This is a genomic window from Corynebacterium sp. HMSC074C03 (assembly GCF_001838285.1).
Lineage (GTDB): Bacteria > Actinomycetota > Actinomycetes > Mycobacteriales > Mycobacteriaceae > Corynebacterium > Corynebacterium amycolatum.
In genome coordinates this window covers 99798-118452 of the sequence record NZ_KV836196.1, presented here as the reverse complement: position 1 = coordinate 118452, position 18655 = coordinate 99798, and the positions used below count along the sequence as shown (strand labels likewise).

17 protein-coding genes are annotated in these 18655 nt (G+C 58.7%); 10 read left to right on the top strand and 7 right to left on the bottom strand.

Annotated elements, in window-relative coordinates:
* Positions 1-38 precede the first annotated feature (38 nt).
* From HMPREF2847_RS02215 to HMPREF2847_RS02195, 5 genes are all read left to right on the top strand, one after another.
* Positions 39-1193: a glycosyltransferase family 4 protein gene (locus HMPREF2847_RS02215; RefSeq protein ID WP_070851379.1), complete on the top strand. Its 1155-nt coding sequence runs from the start codon at positions 39-41 to the stop codon at positions 1191-1193.
* Positions 1194-1202: 9 nt separating this feature from the next.
* Positions 1203-2216 carry an ROK family glucokinase gene (locus tag HMPREF2847_RS02210; RefSeq protein ID WP_070851378.1) on the top strand — a complete coding sequence of 338 codons (1014 nt, stop codon included), beginning with the start codon at positions 1203-1205 and terminating at the stop codon, positions 2214-2216.
* Positions 2217-2318: 102 nt separating this feature from the next.
* Positions 2319-3110, top strand: coding sequence for a lysophospholipid acyltransferase family protein (locus HMPREF2847_RS02205; RefSeq protein ID WP_070595620.1), 792 nt, complete (start codon positions 2319-2321; stop codon positions 3108-3110).
* Positions 3111-3261: 151 nt separating this feature from the next.
* Positions 3262-3753 (top strand): polyadenylate-specific 3'-exoribonuclease AS, encoded by a 492-nt coding sequence (locus tag HMPREF2847_RS02200; RefSeq protein ID WP_048731205.1) that lies wholly within the window; start codon positions 3262-3264, stop codon positions 3751-3753.
* A 68-nt stretch (positions 3754-3821) separates the two neighbouring features.
* Entirely contained in the window at positions 3822-5207 is a 1386-nt protein-coding gene (locus HMPREF2847_RS02195; protein WP_005510339.1) for a class II 3-deoxy-7-phosphoheptulonate synthase, read from the top strand.
* A 71-nt stretch (positions 5208-5278) separates the two neighbouring features.
* Here the strand turns inward: HMPREF2847_RS02195 and HMPREF2847_RS02190 are convergent, their stop codons facing one another.
* A complete protein-coding gene (locus tag HMPREF2847_RS02190; RefSeq protein ID WP_070851377.1) occupies positions 5279-7651 on the bottom strand; it encodes a Stk1 family PASTA domain-containing Ser/Thr kinase in 2373 nt (790 codons plus the stop codon).
* A gap of 79 nt (positions 7652-7730) precedes the next feature.
* On the opposite strand from HMPREF2847_RS02190, the gene HMPREF2847_RS02185 reads away from it, so the two are divergent.
* Positions 7731-8105 (top strand): Rv2175c family DNA-binding protein, encoded by a 375-nt coding sequence (locus HMPREF2847_RS02185; protein WP_005510311.1) that lies wholly within the window; start codon positions 7731-7733, stop codon positions 8103-8105.
* A gap of 30 nt (positions 8106-8135) precedes the next feature.
* On the opposite strand, the gene HMPREF2847_RS02180 is transcribed toward HMPREF2847_RS02185, so the two are convergent.
* The 4 genes from HMPREF2847_RS02180 to HMPREF2847_RS02165 all read right to left on the bottom strand — a co-directional run bounded on the left by HMPREF2847_RS02180 (position 8136) and on the right by HMPREF2847_RS02165 (position 13657).
* Complete coding sequence (locus HMPREF2847_RS02180; protein ID WP_016423016.1) at positions 8136-9116, bottom strand: phytoene/squalene synthase family protein; 981 nt, start codon at positions 9114-9116, stop codon at positions 8136-8138.
* A gap of 6 nt (positions 9117-9122) precedes the next feature.
* Positions 9123-10739, bottom strand: a complete 1617-nt coding sequence (locus tag HMPREF2847_RS02175; RefSeq protein ID WP_070851376.1) for an alpha-(1->6)-mannopyranosyltransferase A — start codon at positions 10737-10739, stop codon at positions 9123-9125.
* Between the two features lie 86 nt (positions 10740-10825).
* Positions 10826-12526, bottom strand: coding sequence for a phytoene desaturase family protein (crtI, locus tag HMPREF2847_RS02170; protein WP_070851375.1), 1701 nt, complete (start codon positions 12524-12526; stop codon positions 10826-10828).
* 18 nt (positions 12527-12544) lie between these two features.
* On the bottom strand, positions 12545-13657 hold the full coding sequence (locus HMPREF2847_RS02165) for a polyprenyl synthetase family protein (RefSeq protein WP_049182151.1): 1113 nt from the start codon (positions 13655-13657) through the stop codon (positions 12545-12547).
* A 66-nt stretch (positions 13658-13723) separates the two neighbouring features.
* On the opposite strand from HMPREF2847_RS02165, the gene metF reads away from it, so the two are divergent.
* The gene (metF, locus tag HMPREF2847_RS02160; protein WP_070851374.1) at positions 13724-14710 is read left to right on the top strand and encodes a methylenetetrahydrofolate reductase [NAD(P)H]; all 987 of its coding nucleotides are present in this window, start codon (positions 13724-13726) and stop codon (positions 14708-14710) included.
* Positions 14711-14713: 3 nt separating this feature from the next.
* Here metF and HMPREF2847_RS02155 read toward each other — a convergent pair whose 3' ends face one another.
* Together HMPREF2847_RS02155 and HMPREF2847_RS02150 are read right to left on the bottom strand one after the other, a co-directional pair.
* A complete protein-coding gene (locus HMPREF2847_RS02155) occupies positions 14714-15388 on the bottom strand; it encodes an LppM family (lipo)protein (protein ID WP_070851373.1) in 675 nt (224 codons plus the stop codon).
* Positions 15369-15959, bottom strand: coding sequence for a GNAT family N-acetyltransferase (locus HMPREF2847_RS02150; RefSeq protein ID WP_070851372.1), 591 nt, complete (start codon positions 15957-15959; stop codon positions 15369-15371). Before HMPREF2847_RS02150 ends, HMPREF2847_RS02155 begins: the two co-directional genes overlap by 20 nt.
* 206 nt (positions 15960-16165) lie before the next feature.
* Here HMPREF2847_RS02150 and HMPREF2847_RS02145 point away from each other — a divergent pair, with 206 nt between their 5' ends.
* From HMPREF2847_RS02145 to mraZ, 3 genes are all read left to right on the top strand, one after another.
* Positions 16166-16654, top strand: coding sequence for an SAV_6107 family HEPN domain-containing protein (locus HMPREF2847_RS02145; protein WP_246821910.1), 489 nt, complete (start codon positions 16166-16168; stop codon positions 16652-16654).
* A gap of 230 nt (positions 16655-16884) precedes the next feature.
* Entirely contained in the window at positions 16885-17328 is a 444-nt protein-coding gene (locus HMPREF2847_RS02140; protein ID WP_070851370.1) for a DUF3040 domain-containing protein, read from the top strand.
* 706 nt (positions 17329-18034) lie between these two features.
* Positions 18035-18466 carry a division/cell wall cluster transcriptional repressor MraZ gene (gene mraZ / locus HMPREF2847_RS02135; protein WP_005510286.1) on the top strand — a complete coding sequence of 144 codons (432 nt, stop codon included), beginning with the start codon at positions 18035-18037 and terminating at the stop codon, positions 18464-18466.
* The last annotated feature ends 189 nt before the right edge of the window (positions 18467-18655 follow it).

The window sequence follows — 18655 nt, the reverse complement described above, 5'->3', positions numbered from 1 at the left end:
TTCGCGTCTTTTTAGTCAAGGTAGATAAACTCGACTCCATGTCTGCGCGCGTACTGCTCATTACGAATGACTTCCCGCCTCGCGATGGTGGAATCGAGTCCTACCTGCGTGATTTCTGTGCTCGTTTGGATCCAGAGAACCTCGTAGTCCTCGCATCCTCGCGAGCTTCCAAAGAGAAGCTCCGCGCCTACGACGAGTCGCTACCGTACCGTGTTTACCGCATGAGTGATTCCGTGCTGCTGCCACTGCCGCACGTAGCTCGTCGCGCCGCTCAGATTATTCGCACCGAACGCATTGACACCGTCTGGTTTGGTGCCGCCGCGCCACTTGGTTTGCTTGCCGACGCATGCCGTCGCGCAGGTGCTACCCGCATCGTTGCTACCACTCACGGACATGAAGTGGGCTGGTCGATGCTGCCATTGGCCCGCCAGATGCTCGGACGAATTGGTAAGAGCTCCGATGTTGTGACCTATATTTCCCGCTACACCCGTGGTCGTTTTGCGACAGCCTTTGGCCCGCAAACAGCGTTTGAACACCTGCCTTCTGGTGTCGATATCGAGAGATTTTCCCCGGACCCCGAGGCGGGACAGAAGATCCGGCAGCACCACGGAATCGGTGAGTCCCAGCCGCTTATCGTCTGTATTTCCCGGCTAGTGCGCCGCAAAGGGCAAGATATGCTGATTCGCAGCATGCCTAAGGTTCTTGAGCAGCACCCAGGTGCCAGATTGCTGATTGTGGGCGTCGGTCCGTTGAATCGAGAGTTGGAAAAGCTGGCAGCAAAGCTTGGGGTCTCCGAGCAGGTCATTTTTGCCGGCAAGGTCTCCTATGATGATCTCCCCGCCTATTACAATGCAGCCAGCGTTTTCGCCATGCCCGCCCGGACCCGAGGCCGTGGACTCGATGTAGAAGGCCTCGGCATTGTCTACTTGGAAGCACAGGCCTGCGGTGTCCCTGTCATAGCTGGCAAGTCTGGTGGCGCCCCGGAGACAGTTATCGATGGCGAAACTGGCATCGTTGTCGATGGGGCCTCGCAGCGCAGCGTCGCCACCGGGCTGGTTGAAATTTTGGATGATCCGGAGCGCGCGGCGGCGATGGGAGCCTGTGGTCGGGAGCATGTTGTGCAGTCGTGGACCTGGGAGGTCATGGCTGCTCGGGCTCGCCGAATTCTCCGAACCTGCGCAATCCCTTTATAATCAACTGTTATGCCCACCGATATTCCGATTCATCCGAGCTCAGACGAGTCCGCCGCCGCTGATCGCCCGGCTATCGGTTTTGATATTGGTGGAACAAACCTGCGCGCTGCAGTGGTCAGCGCTGATGGGCAGGTGCTGTATCGAGTTCAGACTAGTTCTGACGGCAGTGTGGATGCCATTGAACGTGGCATTGTCCAGACATCCGAGCGCTTGGTTGAACGCTTTCCAGATGTCAGCGCCATCGGTTTAGCTGTAGCTGGTTTTTTGGATTCTGACCGTCAGACGGTTCGTTTCGCCCCGCATCTGCCGTGGCGCGATGCGAACGTCGTCAAGCGTTTATCCTTGCTTCTCCCATGTCCGCTGCAGCTTGAGCACGATGCCAACTCGGCCGCCTGGGGTGAGTATCGCTTTGGTGCGGCTCGCGGTGCGGATAATTGGGTGCTGTTTGCGCTGGGTACGGGAATCGGCGGCGCGATGATGCAGGGTGGTGAGATTTACCGTGGCGCGTACGGCACGGCGCCGGAATTCGGCCACCTCACAGTTGTGCCGGATGGTCGTCCCTGCTCCTGCGGAAAGCGTGGTTGCTTGGAGCGTTACTGCTCGGGTACGGCGTTGGTTACCACCGCTCAGGAACTCTCTGAATCCGGTCGCTACTTCTCGCGGCTTACCGACGGGCTCGTGGCCGGCTCGGTAACTGGTACCGATGTCGTCTCGGCTGCTCGCCAGGGGGATGAATTGGCTCTAGCTGCGATTGATGACTTTGCTACCTGGCTGGGGCGTGGCCTGTCGATGGTGGGCGATGTCTTTGATCCGGAATTGATTGTTATCGGTGGCGGTGTTGCCTCGGCGTCTGATCTATACCTGGACAAGGCCAAGGCCGAGTTTGCCCGCAATCTCACCGGTACTGGCTATCGTCCGGTAGCGGATGTGCGGGTCGCTGAACTAGGTGCGGATGCTGGGTTGATCGGTGCGGCGGATATTGCGCGCAGCGTTGTGGCTGCCGAGGGTGCGACATCGTCGTAAAGCGTCAATTGGGGGATTGCAGGGGAATTCGCCCGCGAAAAGGTGGGGGAATGGCTGCGGAGATGGATCGTCGGACCAACTGAACCTGTATAGTTTTAAACTGTGAATAATCGCTGGTACAAGTTCTTTAAGTACATCCTCATTGGCCCTTGGCTGCGGATCTATAATCGCCCGTACTACATCGGTGGTGAGAAGATTCCTCAGGAAGGTCCAGCGCTGATGGCGTCGAACCACCTTGCTGTGATGGATCACTTTTTCTTCCCACTGGTCTGCCGTCGTCAGCTGACGTTCCTGGCGAAGGCGGAGTACTTCACCACGCCGGGCTTTGTCGGCGGTATCCAGAAGTTCTTCTTCTCCTCGGTGGGGCAGGTGCCGATTGACCGTACCTCTGGTGATGCAGCTCGCGATGCGCTGAACGCCGGCTTGAAGGTGCTGTCACGCGGTGACCTGCTGGGCATTTCCTTGGAAGGCACCCGTAGTCCGGATGGTCGACTGTACCGCGGTAAAACCGGTGCGGCACGTGTAGCGCTGGAGTCCGGTGTGCCGGTGTTCCCAATGGCGATGATTGATACGGAGAAGGCCAACCCGATTGGTTCGTGGATTCCTCGTCCGGTGAAGGTCGGAACGATTATCGGCGATCCGATTGATCCGTCGGAGTACAAAGCCAAGTACAGCGATGAGTATGAAGCGGCCAGGGCACTGACGGATGACCTGATTAAGGAAATTCAGAAGCTTTCGGGCCAGGAATATGTCGATGCTTACGCGACTGAGGTGAAGAAGTCCTTGGAGGCCGGCACCGGCTATCCAGCGGGAACCGAGCCGGGTGGAGAGCTGACCACTCCGGCTCCGGGGCCGAAGCCGACCCCTCGTCGCTGGTTTCGACGCGCTCGCTAGAATAATTAGGCGCAGATAGTTTTCGCGACAGTGGGGCTGCACACTTCCTATGGCGATTCGGTGCATGGGTAAGATTTGCTCGGTAGGGCTCCACGGTCTTTTGGTCGCGAGGTAGCCGACGCGAGGCCGAGGCTGGAGAGGATTCCACACCGTGCGTTATTTTTATGACACCGAGTTTATTGAAGACGGCAAGACTATTGATCTTGTCTCCATCGGTGTCGTAGCTGAGGATGGCCGCGAGTACTACGCGGTGTCTACCGAGTTCAATGAGAGCAAGGCCGGGCCGTGGGTTCGGACCAATGTGCTCAATCAGCTGCCCAACCCCTCATCTCCGCTGTGGAAGAACCGGGACACGATCCGCGAGGAACTGCTGGCATTTTTCACCGAACCCGGTACGGGCAGCCCAGAGCTGTGGGCCTGGGTAGGTGCCTACGACCACATTGCGTTGGTGCAGCTTTGGGGCGATATGACCAAGTTGCCGCAGTTTATGCCGCGCTATACCCGTGAACTCAAGCAGTACTGGGAGATGGCGGGTAAGCCACGGTTGCCAAAACAGACTGCAGGTAAGCACGACGCGCTGGCAGATGCCCAGCACAATCTGCTGAAGTTTCAAAAGATTGCACAGAAATTGCCGCTCGATTAAGCAGCGGAATTCGAATATTTGGTGACCTGACTAACACCCTTCTAGCAGGGGCACTACAATGAACTTCTGTGAGTTGGACTATTGATCTCCCTGTAGATGACCTGCCCGATCTGCCACCGCTTCCCGGCGACATGGCTGAGCGTTTTGCTGATGTCGTATCCCGCCAAGCCCTACAGCAGCCAAGCTGGGATGCCCGCGCCGCTGCAAACGTACGTCGCATTCTCGAATCGGTACCGCCAATTGTGGTCGCGCCTGAGGTTCGTAAGCTTCGTCAGGAGCTTGCCGACGTCGCTAATGGTAAGGCCTTCCTGTTGCAGGGTGGCGATTGTGCGGAGACCTTTGAGTCCAATACTGAGCCGCACATTCGCGCCAATGTGAAGACCTTGCTGCAGATGGCCGTTGTGCTGACCTACGGCGCATCCACCCCGGTCGTAAAGATGGCTCGTATCGCTGGTCAGTACGCCAAGCCGCGCTCGAAGGATATCGACGGCGACGGTTTGCTTAGCTACCGCGGTGACATGGTCAACGGCGTTGAGCCGACCGAAGAAGCTCGAGTTCACGACCCAGCTCGAATGGTGCGTGCTTACGCCAATGCCTCTGCGGCGATGAACCTGGTACGTGCACTGACAGGTTCGGGCACCGCTGACCTGCACCGTCTGCACGAGTGGAACCGTGAGTTCGTCAGCAACTCGCCGGCTGGCGCCCGCTACGAGGACCTGGCACGCGAGATTGATCACGCACTGCAGTTCATGGCTGCCTGTGGTGTTGCGGACTCGAACCTGCAGACCGCGCAGATTTACTGCTCGCATGAGGCGCTGGTTGTTGACTACGAGCGCGCTATGCTGCGCCTTTCTGAAAACGATGGCAACCAGGAGCTGTTCAATCTCTCCGCGCATCAGCTGTGGATTGGTGAGCGCACCCGTGGCATTGAGGACTTCCACATCAACCTGGCTGCCATGATTGGCAACCCCGTCGGTGTGAAGATTGGCCCGACCACCACGCCGGAGGAGGCTGTCGCTTACGCCGACAAGCTCGACCCGTTCTTCCAGCCTGGTCGCCTGACCCTGACTTCGCGTCTGGGCAATGACAAGGTTCGCTCCGTGCTGCCTCCCATCGTTGAGGCTGTGGAAGCTTCTGGTCACAAGGTCATTTGGCAGTGCGACCCGATGCACGGCAACACTTACTCGGCTTCCAATGGTTACAAGACCCGCCATTTCGACCGCATTGTCGACGAGGTTCAGGGCTTCTTCGAGGTGCACCGCTCGATCGGTTCGCACCCGGGCGGTATCCACGTGGAGCTGACCGGCGAAGATGTCACTGAGTGCCTCGGTGGCGCGCAGGACATTTCCGATGTCGACCTGCCAGGCCGTTACGCATCCGCTTGTGACCCGCGTTTGAACACTCAGCAGTCGCTGGAGCTGGCCTTCCTGGTTGCCGAGATGCTGCGCAACTAGTTGCAACCAGCTCAGCTAGGTACAACTAGCCCAGCTAGTGCAGCGCCGCACTCATTAGCGCGCCGCACTTTTTACAGAGTGCTGACCGAAATGCTGTCACCCGCCGTGGCCTTAGCGCCCGGTCGGGGTGACTGCAATACGATGCGATCGTCCTCGTTCGCAGAGCCGTCGATGTCGAGCTGAAGATGCTGTTTCTCCGCTTCACGACGTGCCTGCGCAACAGTTTTACCCAGCAGCTGCGGAACCTTCACTGCTCTGGACACCGTCAGCGTGACAGTCGCATCATTGGGGTTAACCAGACGACCTGCACTCGGTGAGACTGCGTCGACACGGCCGTAGTCGCGCGAGGAGGAGGACGCGTCCTTTACTTCGCTTACCTCAATGCCCTCGCGCTGCAGAATTTGGCGAGCAGTATCCTCCGACTTGCCCACTACATTGGGCACTTCGATGCCGTTGTTAATGGTCAACGTCACAGAACTACCGCGTTCGAGGCCAGTGCCTTCCTCAGGAGACACGGAAAGAACCTCTTCCGGCTCAGCAGAGGAGGAGAACTCCGCCGATACTTCTCGGACCTCCAGCCCGGCCTTGCTCAACAGCTCACGAGCTTCATCCTCTTGAAGCCCCACGATCTTTGGCACCTTCACCGGTGCTGGCCCCTTGGAGTAATGCACAGTCACAACCGAGCCAACTTCGACGGTCTGTCCTGGAGCAGGAACCGCAAAGACCAAGCCGCCGGTGGAGACATCATCGGAAAAGACGGGGTCTCCGACCTCTTCTTTCAACGTCCGCTTAGCTAGGGCAGCGCTGAATACTTCCTTTGAGTGGTTCGCGGGATATGCGGGCACTGTCGGGCGGCCGAGGCTGACCAGCACGCGAACATCATCACCGCGGACAACCCGCGCTCCAGCCAGGGGGTCCGAGCCAATAATCTGGGACACTGCGACATCGTTGTCGTAGCGCTCATCAACCACCGGTTCAAAGCCCGCCTCACTGATTGCGGTCATCGCCTGTGGTTGCGACAGCCCAGTGATAGAGGGCACTTCGCCGTAACGGCCAGAGCCCAGCCACCATGCGCCAAGCCCCATGCCCAACGTGGCAACCAGGGCGATAATCAGCCACAATGCACATCCACGGCGCGTCCGCTGTCGGGTAGCTCGACGGCTCTTAGGCGTCTGAGTCTGAGCAGATCGCGGCTGCGGATGCTGTGGGTGCTGTGGGCCCTGAGTGTCCGGCGGCAGCGGATATTCCGGAGCGCCTGGAACGTCGGCTGGTACGAGAGCTCCACCAGACGGCTCCGGGGATTCCCAGCCAGGGGGGTTGTACTCGTCATAGCGATCGAAAGTGCGTGTCCGCCCCGCATCCGGGTCGTCGAAATCATCGAAAACGTTTGGTGGTCCCGGTGGTCGGGAAGAAACGGGGCTACCGGGTGCGTCCGTCGAGAAGCCATAGCCGTCGTGACCGAAGCGCTCGGGTGCCGTCTCTGCGGTGCCGTGTCTGTCATCGAAATGGTCGTTGCCCGGTCGGTGGAAGTCCTCTGTGAGCCCCTCCATGGCGGCAGCGTTGGCGGCTGCTGAATTGACGGGCGACGGCACGCGGAATGGTGGCAGCGCGAGTTTGTCCGCAATGTCTTCGAGTGCGTCACCGAATTCCTCGGCCGTCTCAAACCGATCCTCCGGCCTGCGGGAACAAGCGCGGGCGACCAACTCGTCGAACTCCTCGGGAACGCCGTCGATGAACTCCGAGGGTGGCGGGACATCTTCGTTCAATCGCTTCATGGCAACGCCGAGCGAAGAATCGGCGATGAATGGCGTGGTGCCGGTAAGCAGCTCAAAGAGCAAAATACCCGCCGCATACACATCGGATGCAGGGGAGATGGATTCACCCGTGACCTGCTCCGGAGCCAGATAAGCGACGGTGCCGACGATGACCGAGTTAGAGGTCACCTTGGCATCAGCGGCCGCGCGCACTAGACCGAAGTCCGCCAGCTTCACTCGCCCGTCCGAGGCAATCAGCACATTTTCCGGCTTGATATCTCGGTGCACCATGCCGCGGGAATGCGCCACCGATAGGGCGCGCAGAACTGAGCGCATCACGACGGCAGCTGCATGCGGAGGCATCGGACCGCGCTGACGGAGCAGTTCGCGGAGGGTCCCACCGTCGACGAATTCCATAATGAGGAAAACATGCCCCGCCGGGTCCGTGCCCTGGTCGTAGACGTTGACAAGCGACTCGTCATTGAGGTGCGCGACCGCGCGGGCCTCACGTTCGAAGCGGATGCGGAAAGACTCGTCGTCGACAAAACGCGGATCCATGACCTTTGCGGCCACCCTGCGATCGAGCCGCAAATCGGTGGCGCAGTACACGGTGCTCATGCCACCGTGTGCGATGGTGGCTCCGATGCGGTAGCGACCATCGAGAATCTGCCCCTCGACAAGCTGCGACATAAACCAGCCTTCCCTGTTCCAATCAGTTGCTTCTAATAAGTATATGGGGACGTACCTACTGCAAGGCCAACGCGCTAAAGTGACCAGTGTGAGAAAGATTCCAACTTGCCACGATGTCCTGAGCGCCGACGAACCCACTCTTGCGCTGCCCGATGCCGCTGACCTCATTGGCGTCACCGTCACCCGAATTCACGCGTTGCTGCAGGAGGGTCGCCTTATTGCAGTCCACCGCGACGGCATTGCACAAATTCCCGCCCGCTTCTTTGAAGATGATGAGGTCGCGCGTTTTGTACCTGGCGCACTCGCATTGCTTGCCGACGGCGGCTACACGCGAGAAGAAACGCTGGAGTGGCTATTCACCGAAGATGAATCTCTGCCTGGACGTCCGGTGGACGCCCTGCACGGTCACCTTGCACGCGAAGTAATGCGCCGCGCACAGGCTATGGCGTTGTAAAGACCCGGACGGCGTCCTACGCCCGCCGTCCTACGCCCGCGATAGCTCCTGTCGTAATCGCCCGGCCACTGCTGTGAAAAGCAGCGGGAGGGCGATTTTTGCTTTTCGAGCGCGTCCCACTTGAGCGCGTTGCGCAAAGACGTTGTAGTTCATGCGCTCAATTTCGCCGAGAATGTCTGAGTAGAGAATCTCCGCGGCACGGATAGCCTGACGCCCTGGCACCTCTAACATGTCCACGCCGCTGCTGGCTTCGGCATAGAGTGCGCGGTTGCGAGCGATGAAGAAGGCCAATGCCTGACGTACCGCCGGGGTCGTCTGTCCCGTGGCGGCACAGTAGCCGATCTCCTCGGTACCCACTCCGAAGGCCTCCCACTCATTCAGTGGTAGGTAAATACGGCCACGGCGAAAATCCTCGGCGATGTCGCGGAGGAAATTCGTCACCTGAAAGGCTTTTCCCAGGAGCTCTGCGTAGGGAGTGGCTTCCTCGCGGGAGACCCCTGCGCGGGTGCCTAGGATGGGCATCATCTCAAGGCCGATGACTGCTGCGGAGCCCCACATATACGAGTCGAGTTGCTCCCATGTTTCAAAATGCGCAATGTGGCACGATGTGTCGGGCACGTCCATCAACATGGAGTGAACAAAGTCCGCAGAGAGCTGTGGATCGATGTCGTAGTCGCGAAAAGTCTGTGCGGCCGCCGAGATGACGGCACGGTCGCGGTCGCGGTGGACGTCGTCAAGCGAACCGATGACGACAGCTGAGTGGAAAAGCTCGCTTAAACGTGTGACCGTGGCTTCGATGTGCGTGGGGGAGCGGTCGGCGTCGGCGGGGCAGTCGACGTAGTCATCGACGATGCGTGCCCAGGCGTAGAGAGACCACACCGCACGCTGTTGGCGGGGTGCCAATAGTCGCGTGGCCAGGGAATACGTGCGACCGTGGGAGGCCATAATATCGCGGCAGAGCTCGTAGGACTGTGGCAGCGCGATGGTCGAGAGGGGCTGTGGGGTGGGCATGGACAACTATGCGACCTCGGTCGACCGCGACAGGGGCGCCACCGTGGAATCCGTGTCTGCGGCGGTTTTATCGTCGCGCCACGGGTACTTCCAGCTGAATTTTCCAGTGGTCAGCCAGCCGACGGCCAGCCAGCCGAGAACGGTAATGATAACCATCCAGGGCACGTCGTAGAAGCGGTGATTGCCGCCGCCGGCGAAGGACAGCGACAGGATGAATGTGAACAACACGGTGCCTTGAACCACCCATCGTGGCGGGCGAATCGTTCCCATGGGAGTCAATAAGCTGGCGTAGTACCAGGGAAGTGCCACGGCATTAAATACGCAGGCCACCACGTAAGCGGCAATCATGCCAGCGACACTGTTACGAGGGGTGGCTCGGAAGTAGAACCAGGAGATCACGAGTCCCACCAGCATGATGATAGAGGAGACCACGCGTGTGTGGCTGACGATGACATTGAAACCGATGTCGTCGTTGAACCACGCCATGACGCCCGAGATCACACCAGCGACCGCTGACGGTGCTGCCAGGGGGTTAATCACCTTGGTATTGCCACTGATCTCGGAAATCCAGCCCCAGCTCGAGCCGGTCAGCCACGTCACCACTGCAAGCGTGCCGACGCAGACTGCGACCAACACGATGCCCACACCGGCAATCGCCGGAATCTTGCGCAGCATCTCTTGAACCGTGGCGATGGGCTCGCGCCTGGTCAACACAATCCACACGACGAAGGGAAGCGCCAGGACAGCGGTGGCTTTCAGCGCGACGCCGATTCCGATGAGGACAGCAGCGACCAGGCCACCCCGCATGTGCTCCATGTGCAGTGCGGCAACTAGTGCCAGGCTGACCAATCCGACCATCAGTGCCTCGTTGTGCATACCCGCAATCAGATGCAGTAGCACCAGTGGATTGAGCACACCGAGCCACTGTGCGAAAGCCGGATTTGCTCCAAGCTCCCGGGCGATTCGCGGGATCGACCAGACAATGGCGGCGAAGCCCAGCAGACACACAATGCGGTAGAGAATCACGCCGACGGTGATGTTGTCGCCGACAATCCGCGTGATGACCTCGCCAATTCCCAGATGCAGCGGGCCATACGGGGTGGTGGTATTCCGCCAATCTGCGGATACCTCCAGCAGCATCGGCCCTGGATTGGCTGCAGCTCCCTCAGTGTAGGGATCAAACCCATCGCGGACCATCGCGCCCTGCATGAGATACGAATAGACATCGCGAGAGAACAGCGGTGCGGCCAGCGCGAGGGGAATTGCCCAGGCCATCAGGATTGAATTGAACCGACGCAACGTGGACTCATCGCCGCCAGCGTTCGCTGGAACCGCAGCGTCTGCTGCGTCGCCATCATGGGCAGAACCGGCCACAATGTCCCGGATGGTCCCCGTCGAGAACAGCAGTTCCCGCCCGATGCGCAGCCACGAGATAAGCAGCAGGGCGATACCTACCCAAATCACAATCTCACAGAAAATCTGACCGTGACCATAGGTGATCCAGTCAAGTCCCAGAGCGTGGACAAGGCCGCCACGGTAGCGGTTCGCACCGGAACCGTAGGAGCCCAGAGCAATGAGGATGCCACCGTAGACACCCAGCTGAGCACTCCGCGATAAATTCATGTCAACCTAAACAATCGATACATTGCTGATGCATTAATCCTAGTTGGTCAGTGACCACCGGCAGACATCCGGGAGACCTTCAGGAGCTAAGGCGTTTCAAACCGCTGTGCCGCAAGTCGTCCAGAAATCATGACCGTCGGCACGCCAACTCCCGGCACCGTCGTCGATCCCGCCAGCGTCAGATTCTTTGGCATCTTCGGAGAGAAGTTGCGGGGACGGAATGGCCCCGTCTGTCGGAACAGATGCGCCAGCCCAAACGGCGAGCCAACGCCCATGTCACGTTCTTGCCACTGTTGAGGGGTATCGATCCGACCGACTCGCCACTTCGTAGAGATCCCGGTCAGTCCGCGCCGCTCCAGCTCAGCGGTTATTTTCGCGACGTAGTCCCCACCGATTCGCGACCAAATCAGATTGGCCGACTGCAAGTTGGGGCACGGCGCGAGCACGCTGACAGGCTCCCACTGCACGCCGTTCGCATCTGTGACGATACGCTCCGGCGCGCTCACCGCAGGCCGGGTGACCAGCAATGACGGGTCCGACATTAGCTTTCCATGACGCGGTGACGAGATTTCTTCAAAGGTCTCGTTCCACTTTTCGCCAAACGAAATCAGGTGATGCCGTTTCGGCCACGTCGTCGTCTCCGAAACCGGAATCAGTCCGTGCGCCACCACCGCCGATGGGGAAAATCGAACCGGGAACAGCCGCCGCGCTCCTGTCCGCTTTACGACGCTCCGAAGGCCTCGCCGCTTCGATGAGCTACTGGCGGCAGAGGTAGTCGCGTCGTGAAGCCAGCTCTGCACCACAGGTAAATCGGTAGTAGCGATGACGGCATCGGCGGGACGCTCGCCAGTTGCTGTGGTGATGGCGGAGACAAAGCCTGCCTCGTCGACTTTCAGTCCAGTGACTTCAACGCCGAAGTCGATGGTTCCGCCAGCTCGGCGGACGGCCTCGGCGAGCAGTTCGCTGACGGCGCCTATACCCGAACCAAATGCGGGGGAGTGTGGATAGTAAACCCCCATCGAGGTATCCATGTGGGAAATGCAGCCGTAGACCGCACGGGCCTTAGCAGGAGGTACACCTGCGTAAAGCGCCTGGAAGCTGAAAACGCGAGCGAGATCATTATCTCCGAGGAAGGCACGAATCTTAGGTTCGAGGGCCCCGAAGGCACCGAGTCGGAGGAGCGTAGTGAGGTCGCGAAGCGCGCCGGGCCCGGTGAATAGGTCCGTAACGCGGTCAAAGCTGCGGGACATGAAGTTGTCGAAGCAGGCATTGAAGAGACTTTGCAGCCATGCGCGGAGTTTGCGGTAACCGGCGACGGTGGAGTCAGAGGCGCCGAAGCGGGCGAGCTCATCGGCCATCATGTCTTCGTTGGAAAACACGTCGAGCCCGCCGCGGGTGGCAAATTCCGCACGGTAGGTGGGCGTGATTGGGGAGGCCGAAAAACCCGGGTCGATATCGCGCGCGTAGAGGCCGACGGCGGTGAGGGCATCGTCGACAAGCGAGGGCATGGTCCATACAGTTGCGCCAGTGTCGAAGACCGCGGTGAGCGATTGCTCGTCGATGTCGACGGTGACGGGTTCACTGGCGCAGCGTCCGCCGACGAAACTTTCCCGCTCGACAACGGTGACATCGTAGCCATCGGCGATGGCGTAGAGCGCGGCGGTAAGTCCGGACAGGCCTGCGCCGATGATGGTCAGTCGTGGTGTGGCGCCCTTATGAGGACGAGTGATCGCACGTCGCAGACGCGGGGAATTACTGAGGGCACGAGTGGGGGAAGCAGCGGGCATGACTACGCAACACCTGGTCTAATGCTGACGAGCGGTGGCGCGAACGCCCATAGCAATGAGGTTCTCGCGCGAGGTTGCAGGCAGGTCTGCATTCTCGATAGTGGAGAAAGCGCGGCTGGTCAGGCGGTCAATTTCACGTTCGACGGCATCGGCAGCTCCGGATTCAGCGATAAGATTGCGTAGCTCATCGATTTCTGCAGCAGACGAGACTGTTCCCAGGCGTTCATCGATAAAGCGGGCCTTTTCAGGTGCGGAATCGCGGTAGAGGCTCAAAGCCTGGCCGACCAGGACGGTTCGCTTGCCCTCGCGGAGGTCATCGCCGGCGGGCTTGCCCGTGACTTCGGGATCACCGAAAACGCCAAGCTGATCGTCGCGGAGCTGGAATGCCACGCCGATATCGCGGCCGAAGCTGCGGTAGGCCTCAACCAATTCCGCTGGCGCGCCGGCAATCGCGGCACCAATGTGGAGAGGCCGCTCGATGGTGTAGGCGGCGGTCTTGAACAGATTGATTTTCTCAGCGGTCTCGACGCGACTGTCCCGGCTGGCTTCGGCCGTGATATCGAGCAGTTGGCCGCCAAGTACTTCAGTGCGCATAGCCCGCCAGGGGACAAGTGCGCGGGTTAGTGCCTCCGAGCTGAGACCTGAAGAGTGCATCATGTCATCAGCCCAGGTCAAAGCGACATCGCCAATGAGAATTGCGGCCGAAATACCGAAGCGGTCGGCGGCTCCATTCCAGCTATTGGCCTCGTGCTTGGCCTCGAATACCTTGTGGATAGTCGGTGCGCCACGGCGCGTATCAGCGTCATCGATGATGTCGTCATGAATGAGTGCGCAGGCTTGAATGAGTTCCAGGGCACTCACCGCGTTCATCACAGCCTGGGAATCCTCTGCTGGGGAGAAACGGCCTTCGAGTCCGCCTGCTCCCAACCACCCCTGCCAGGCGAAGGCTGGACGCACGCGCTTGCCCCCATTGAGGACGAAGGAGTGGAGCGAATCTATGGCCTCGGTGTACACCGCATCGACCGACGCGACATCGTCGCCACGGCTTTTGAGGTAATTCTCCAGCGTTTTGGTAACAGCAGCTGGTACTTCGCGGGGCTGCAGCGCGGCCAAATCCAGTTCTTCGCTCATGTGAGCCTCTCGTCGATGACGGGTAATGCTGACTCAAGAATAGGACACCGCTTAGTATGAGTGACTATGTCCTCAACAATGCCACTGTCGCCAGGCCGCCAAGTGACGATCCGCCAGGCTCTTTCAATGCCGAGCGCGGGCAGTATTCCCTTCTCGGTCGAGTTCATGCCTCCGCGTGACGACGCGGCCGAGGAACGTCTTCTCCGAGCAGCTGAGGCTTTCCATGATCTTGGCGCCTCCTTTGCATCGGTGACATACGGCGCCGGTGGTTCTAGCCGCGACCGCACCCTGCGAATCGCCCAGCGCGTTTCGAAGCAGCCGCTTACAACGCTTGTGCACCTGACATTGGTAGAGCACACTGTCGACGAGCTGCGGGAAATCCTGCGTTCTTACCTCAGTGCGGGGCTGACAAATCTGCTCGTTCTACGTGGTGATCCGCCGGGAGACCCGCTTGGCCCTTGGATGGAGACCGAAGGGGGTCTGCACTACGCCAGCGAATTGATTGAGCTGATTAAGGCCGAATCGGAGTTCGAGAGGTTTGAAATCGGCATTGCGTCGTTTCCGGAGGGACACTACCGCTCGCCGGATTTGGACCATGACACGCAGTACACGCTGGCCAAGCTGCGCGCGGGAGCCGAATACTCGATTACGCAGATGTTCTTCGATATTGAGCACTACTTGCGCCTTCGAGACCGCCTGGCGGAAGCCGACCCAGTGCACGGTGTCAAGCCCATCATTCCGGGGCTGATGCCGATTACGTCGCTGCGCTCAGTGCGCAGGCAGGTTGAGCTCTCAGGTGCGCAGTTGCCATCCGATTTGGAGGAACGCCTGATTAAGGCAGCAGATGGTGACGAGCAGGCCAATAAGGATGAGATTCGCAAGATTGGTATCGAGTTTTCGACCAACATGGCAGAGCGTCTCATCGCCGAAGGCGTGCCGGGGCTGCACTTTATGACTATGAACTTCGCCCGCGCCTCCCAGGAGGTTTTGCACAACCTCGGCATGGCACCCGCATGGGGCACCGGCCAGGATATGCTGCGCGGCGGTTTTTAATTGCTAAAAGTCCTGCATGTCGCGGATTCTTCGCGCCCACAGGACGCCTAGTACTGAGGCCAGGACACCGGTGGCTGTAGTCACACCGGCAAACAAGAGGAATTGATTCCGCTTGGTGGATCCAGCCGGCGACGAAGCCCATACATTATGGTTCTCGCCACTGGCGAGCTGCCACTCCACCTTGTTCGGTTCGGTCTGGCGGCCATTGGAGTCAGTAACCTGCTCCGGGAACGCGACGACGAAATCTACCTTCGCGCCGGGCAGATGAGTCAAATCCATGTGACCGTTCATCGAAATCTTGCCGCCACCGGTACGGTCTAGGTCGATGTCTATGCGATCGTCGGAAAGCTGTCGGAGCGTATCGGTGAGTTCAATGAAGTGCAGCTCGTTGAACGAGACTTCCATCTTTCCCGTGGAGGAGTCGATTTCTCCCTGTGAGACGCGGTCGGAGAGATCTTCCGGCACTTGCCACTGCTCAAATTGGGAACGGACTTCCTCCGTGGGCGTTACGTGAATTGTGCCCGAGACCCTGTCGTCGCCGGAAATGGTAATGCCAGCCTGCGCGTCAAAGCAGCCGCTGAGCGGCAGGACGGCGGCAATCCCTGCCATTGCTGTGGCAATGCGCAGAGGCGAAAGCCGTCGACGTGGTGTGGAAGGTTCACTCGGTGATGATGTCACGGGGAAGATCTACTCCTAGAACTGCAAAGGGACGGGAGTCCCCTGTGAAATAAAAGTTCCTTAAAACATCCTTGAAGCCAAATTGGCGGTAGAGCTGCCATGCCCTATTGGCCTCATTCGGGTATTCCGGGGTTGACAACAGAACTCGCGTCTCTGGGCGGGAATCGACCAACTCGCGGAGCAGCCGTTTACCGAGTCCCCGCCCCTGAAAGCTGGGGTGTATGTGAATCTCAGACAGTTCGGCGTAGTTTCCCAAGAGCTTGACGACGTCCGGTAGCGAGCGCCCGTCCATGAGCAGTCCATCTCTTACCTGGCGATACCACCAGTGCGTGTCCAATCCTGTACGGCAGTAGCCGATGCCAACCAACCTGCAGCGCGGGTCGCGGAGAGCCTGGGTAGGGGAGAGCTCTTCGGGGTGAGCTATGGCTGCAGCAGCCATGAAGCCGGGTTGAGTGGTTTGCTTCTGCCATTCATGGAGACGACCGGGCAAGATCGCGGGGTTGTACTGCATCGCGGTGATGTAGAGAGCCACTGCTTCTTGCAGGCGGAGATTGAAGTCTCCTGCTGTCATCGGAACCACGCTGTATTTCACAGTGACCAGATTAGCGACTTAGACGAACTTAGTTGTGAGATTACTGCAATAACATAGGGTCGAACGGGTGTTCGAAACTATGCCTGGCGTAGTCCGGGGTTGGGGATAGATTGCAGTCAATCCCGCTAAGGGGAAGCGGAAAATCTGTGCTCATGTGAATGCTGTGCGAAAGGAGAAGCAGGGTGGTGGCAAGGTCGAACGTGGTGGAGTTTAGGGCGATTTCGCAGTCGGGTTCGGTCGCCCCGGTCGGTGTCTCAAAGCAATCGCTGGAGCTGCTGGGGCGGGCAGAGGCTTTGCTAGTGAATGCTCGGAATGTCGGCTCTGATGAGATGCTGGAGCTTTCCTACTGTGCGGCACTGCGCTGCGCAGGCGCGCTGTTGAATCGCGACGATGCATCGGCGGCTGGGGGTTCCGGCTCGGGCTCTCGTTCGGGCTCGGCAGTTAAGCGTCGTCGTTCGACAACACAGAGTGCCTGGTTGCGTTTAAAGAAAGAGCAGCCCGAATTTGATAGCTGGGTCGCCAAATTCGAGCAGTTCACCGCGCTGCGTGAGGAAGTTCGGTTGGGTATTTCGCGTCGCATTGACTCGCGGCGGGCACAGGAATTGTGGGATTTAAGTTGTGCATTTTTGGGGGCTGTCCGGGCCGAGCTGGGTGTTCTGCCCGCGGCTGCGTAAGCCGGTGGGAGCGTGTTAGAGCGTTGCTTTCCTAAATAAATGGGGGATTGTTGGGATTCATGGAACAATAGAGGTGAGTTGCCCGTTGAAGGGGTAAGAATGAAGCTAACGGACGCCGCGTTAGCAGCAGGTGGCCTGTGATTAGCTTTGTTGTATCGACATTGTTAGTTGAAGGGTCGAGGCTCGCCAGTACCGCGGTGGGCAATGCTCAAGTAGGCGATGGAGGAATTGTGGGACTATCTGAGCACGAACAGCGGATGCTCGACGAAATCGAGTCTGCACTCTACGCTGAGGATCCTAAATTTAGTTCGACGATGGCCGGAAATGCGTTCAGCTTTCCGGAGGAAAACAGCGCACCCCGTGGGTTTTCGATCCAGGTTTTTGCGCTCATGCTCCTTGGTCTGCTGATGCTGATCGGCGGCGTCGCTCTTTTCTCTGTCAGCAATTGGTTCATTGTGTTGTCGGTAGCCGGCTTTGGTCTTATGTTCGGTTCCGGCGTTTGGGCTCTGACTGGCGCCGGTAAGCAGGAGAAGTCTAGTTCTGCTTCGGGGCTGAACTTTGGAAAGTCTAAGTCTGGAGCGGCAAAAAGTCGTCGAGGAGCCTCGGGTGGTCGTGGTTCCTCTGGTGATTCCACGTTGGAATCACGTTTCCGTGGCCGCTTCGAGGGGCGTTAGGGGACAGGCCTCAAAGATAAAAAGTGAGGGCAAGCCAGTGATGGCTTGCCCTCACTTTTTGTTTTTCTAGACGCGAATCGGCTCCGCAAGATCTCACCCACTTTGCCCCACCGCGAGTCCCCACTTTCCCCCACTTAGCTATTGGGGTGGAGGAATTGTTGTCTGCAGTCGTTGCCGGCATTCCTGAAACCTTGGCTCCGGCGATACAAAGTTGCAGTTCAGCGGGCTAAGTCCGGCAACCAGGTTGAATCTGGATAGTTTTTAGTAGGTAAGTGGTGTGTATTGGGGTGCAGGCCGCCTGTTGTTAACTATGTGGTTGGTGTGGCGTCGTTATCTGTGGGGTTGCGGGTGGGTGCCCCACTTTTTGTTCACACTTTAATTGTCGACGATTTTCTTTAAAAGCCCATGTCAACTGGGTTAAATCAGGTGTCGCAGCGGTGGGGTTGCGCTGATATTGTGGCTATTTTTCTCCTTCTTATGTTGATAGTGGCAGATAGTGGGGTAAAGTGGGGCGTGATGTTGATTGAGGTTGGTCAACATTGCAGAAGTGAATATCCGATTTGCGCTTAAAGTTTGGCGAGATTTTGGCACGGCGGGAAAAGCACGGCCCTCCGGCTCTGCTTGAAGGCAATGCCTAAATCCCTAATTCGGTAAGCGTTTGTGCGTTGACATTGAGGTTGACACGGGGATAGGAGGCCAGTGACGCATGTTTCTGGGCACCTATACTCCGAAACTTGATGACAAAGGGCGCCTGACGTTGCCGGCGAAGTTCCGCGAGGATCTCGCAGGTGGCCTGATGGTCACTAAAGGGCAGGATCATTCTCTGGCGGTGTATCCGAAAGAGGAGTTCGTCAAACTAGCTCAGCGGGCCACTAAGGCCTCTCGTACGAATGCCAAGGCGCGAGCTTTCATCCGAAATCTTGCGGCGAGCACCGATGAGCAGCGCCCCGATGGTTCCGGGCGAATCACGTTATCGATGGATCACCGTCGGTACGCGAATCTCTCCAAGGAGTGCGTGGTTATCGGTTCTATTGACTTTCTGGAGATCTGGGACAAAGAGTCCTGGGAGGCCTACCAGGCGGAGCATGAAGCTGATTTCTCCGAAGGTGAGGATGACTCGCTGTTCGGCGTTTTATAAACCGCTTGGAATAACCGAAAAGAGGGAATGTCCGCATGGACTCTGCCTGATAGCCCCTGGTGTACTTCCCCGATACCAGGTTCTGTCAGGCGGGGCCCTGTGAACATCCCCGCTTTTTGTTTTAGCACCGATAGCAGCATTCCCAGTAGTGCTCATGAGGTGCGGTCTGGTTGCTGGCGCGGCACTCGT

What these genes read in the sequence shown, in the direction of transcription:
- HMPREF2847_RS02175 (WP_070851376.1), bottom strand. Translation starts at nt 10,739, where the DNA reads ATGAATTTATCGCGGAGTGCTCAGCTGGGTGTCTACGGTGGCATCCTC.
- HMPREF2847_RS02215 (WP_070851379.1), top strand. Translation starts at nt 39, where the DNA reads ATGTCTGCGCGCGTACTGCTCATTACGAATGACTTCCCGCCTCGCGAT.
- metF (WP_070851374.1), top strand. Translation starts at nt 13,724, where the DNA reads ATGTCCTCAACAATGCCACTGTCGCCAGGCCGCCAAGTGACGATCCGC.
- HMPREF2847_RS02165 (WP_049182151.1), bottom strand. Translation starts at nt 13,657, where the DNA reads ATGAGCGAAGAACTGGATTTGGCCGCGCTGCAGCCCCGCGAAGTACCA.
- crtI (WP_070851375.1), bottom strand. Translation starts at nt 12,526, where the DNA reads ATGCCCGCTGCTTCCCCCACTCGTGCCCTCAGTAATTCCCCGCGTCTG.
- HMPREF2847_RS02180 (WP_016423016.1), bottom strand. Translation starts at nt 9,116, where the DNA reads ATGCCCACCCCACAGCCCCTCTCGACCATCGCGCTGCCACAGTCCTAC.
- HMPREF2847_RS02210 (WP_070851378.1), top strand. Translation starts at nt 1,203, where the DNA reads ATGCCCACCGATATTCCGATTCATCCGAGCTCAGACGAGTCCGCCGCC.
- HMPREF2847_RS02190 (WP_070851377.1), bottom strand. Translation starts at nt 7,651, where the DNA reads ATGTCGCAGCTTGTCGAGGGGCAGATTCTCGATGGTCGCTACCGCATC.
- mraZ (WP_005510286.1), top strand. Translation starts at nt 18,035, where the DNA reads ATGTTTCTGGGCACCTATACTCCGAAACTTGATGACAAAGGGCGCCTG.
- HMPREF2847_RS02150 (WP_070851372.1), bottom strand. Translation starts at nt 15,959, where the DNA reads ATGACAGCAGGAGACTTCAATCTCCGCCTGCAAGAAGCAGTGGCTCTC.